This window comes from Dietzia maris (assembly GCF_014144855.1).
Lineage (GTDB): Bacteria > Actinomycetota > Actinomycetes > Mycobacteriales > Mycobacteriaceae > Dietzia > Dietzia kunjamensis.
The window spans coordinates 1-2,283 of sequence record NZ_JAALDN010000227.1 but is presented as its reverse complement, the minus strand read 5'-3'; the positions used below and the strand labels follow the sequence as shown (position 1 = coordinate 2,283).

1 protein-coding gene is annotated in these 2,283 nt (G+C 69.6%); it reads right to left on the bottom strand.

The genetic code is table 11. The features are described from left to right. A partial coding sequence (ftsH, locus tag G6024_RS08000; protein WP_159148440.1) for an ATP-dependent zinc metalloprotease FtsH occupies positions 1 to 1,957 on the bottom strand: 1,957 nt, incomplete at its 3' end. Positions 1,958 to 2,283: the final 326 nt, after the last annotated feature.

Below are 2,283 nucleotides of genomic sequence, written 5' to 3'. Positions count from 1 at the left end.
CCGGCGGGGGCCACGGCTCGCCACGCTCCCTGGCCAGTTCCCCCGGGGTCTTGATGGGCGGACGGGCCGACGGGATGCGTCCACCGAAGTCGTCGAACTCGGTGATCCGCGGCCGCTTGACCACGTCGGCGAACAGCCTCTCGAGGTCGTCCTGCCGCAGGGTCTCCTTCTCGAGGAGCTCGCCCGCGACCGCGTCGAGGATGTCGCGGTTGGACTCGAGGACCTGCCAGGCCTCGGTGTGGGCGGAGTCGATGATGCGGCGCACCTCGTCGTCGATGATCTTGGCGACCTCGGGCGAGTACTCCCCCGCCGCGGAACCGCCGCGGCCGAGGAACGGGTCCCCGCCCTCGCCGCCGTACTTCACCGCACCGAGCTTCGCGCTCATGCCGTACTCGGCGACCATCGTCCGCGCGATCCGGGTGGCCTGCTCGATATCCGAGCTGGCGCCCGAGGTGGGCTCGCCGAAGACGTACTCCTCGGCAGCGCGGCCACCCATCGCCATGACGACGCGGGCGATCATGTCCGCCCGGGTCATCAAGGACTTGTCGTCCTCGGGGACCACCAGTGCGTGACCACCGGTGCGCCCACGCGCGAGGATGGTGACCTTGTGGACGGGCTCGAGGTCCTCCATCGCCCACGCCGCCAGCGCGTGGCCGGACTCGTGGTACGCGGTGACCTTCTTCTCGTGCTCGCTGATCACACGGTGCTTGCGGCGGGGTCCGCCCACCACCCGGTCGGTGGCCTCCTCGAGGATGTCGATGTCGATCTCGTCGCGACCCAGCCGGGCCGCGAGCAGGGCGCCCTCGTTGAGCACGTTGGCCAGGTCCGCGCCCGACATCCCGATCGTGCGCCTGGCAAGCGAGGTCATGTTGACGTTCTCGGCCAGCGGCTTGCCCGCGGAGTGGACGGCGAGGATCGCCTCGCGACCCTTGAGGTCGGGATTGGTCACCGGGACCTGGCGGTCGAAACGCCCCGGCCGTAGCAACGCCGGGTCGAGGACGTCCGGACGGTTGGTCGCGGCGATCATGATGACGGTCTCGCGCTCGCTGAACCCGTCCATCTCGACCAGCAGCTGGTTGAGCGTCTGCTCACGCTCGTCGTGGCCGCCGCCGGTGCCCGAGCCACGGTGCCGACCCACCGCGTCGATCTCGTCGACGAACACGATGCAGGGCGCGTTCTGCTTGGCCTTCTCGAACAAGTCGCGCACCCGCGAGGCGCCGACACCGACGAACATCTCGACGAAATCCGAACCCGAGATCGAGTAGAACGGCACCCCGGCCTCACCCGCGACCGCGCGGGCCAGCAGGGTCTTGCCCGTTCCGGGCGGGCCGTAGAGCAGCACACCGCGCGGGATCTTGGCGCCGAGACGCTCGTAGCGCGCCGGGTTCTGGAGGAAGTCCTTGATCTCGTTGAGTTCCTCGACCGCCTCGTCCTCGCCCGCGACGTCGGTGAACGTGGTCTGGGGCATGTCCTTGGTGAACTCCACGGCGCGCGACTTGCCCACGCCGAACAGTCCGCCCTTGCCGCCCTGCATGCGGGACATGAAGTAGAACAGCAACCCGAACAGGATGAGCATCGGCAGCAGGAACGAGAGCATCTGCGACAGGAAACCCTGCTGGTTGACCGCGGTGTCGTACTTCTCCGGCTCCGCCGCGGCCACCCGGTCGAAGACCTGGTCCGCCGCCCGCTCCGGGTACTTGGCGAGGAGCTTGTCGGTCTCGTCCGCTCCGTCCTCCGGGGCGATCGGGGTCTCGAGCGTGAGCCGGAGCTGCTGCTCCCGGTCCTCGATCAGCGCCTCTTTCACGTTCCCCGCGTCGACCTGCGCCAACGCCACCGACGTGTCGACCTCGGCGTAGTCACGGTCATCTCCTGTGAAGAACGAGAAGCCGACGATCGCCAGGATGATCACGCCCGCGATCGCGACGTTGCGGAAGACGGTATTGCTCTTGCGTTCCATTCGGTCCTCGTGTGGAAGGACGGCCCAGCCGGTCGACGGGCCCGGTCGTGCATCCGACTTCGTCGGTATCGCCCCAGGCTACCCGCCGAGCGGGGCCTCCCACCGTGATGATCGCCATGGGCGGACACCGCCGGGGTCGTACGATCATGGCCGTGACCACCGACCCCCTCTCCGCCGCCGAGACCGCCGAGGCCGTACGCACCGGTGCCGTCGGCGCGCTGGCCACCCTCGACGCGGCTTTCGACCGGGTGGGCGACCTCGACCCCTCGCTGCACGCCTTCACCTCCCTGCTGCGGGCGGACGGCCGCGCGGCCGGGGCCGCCGTC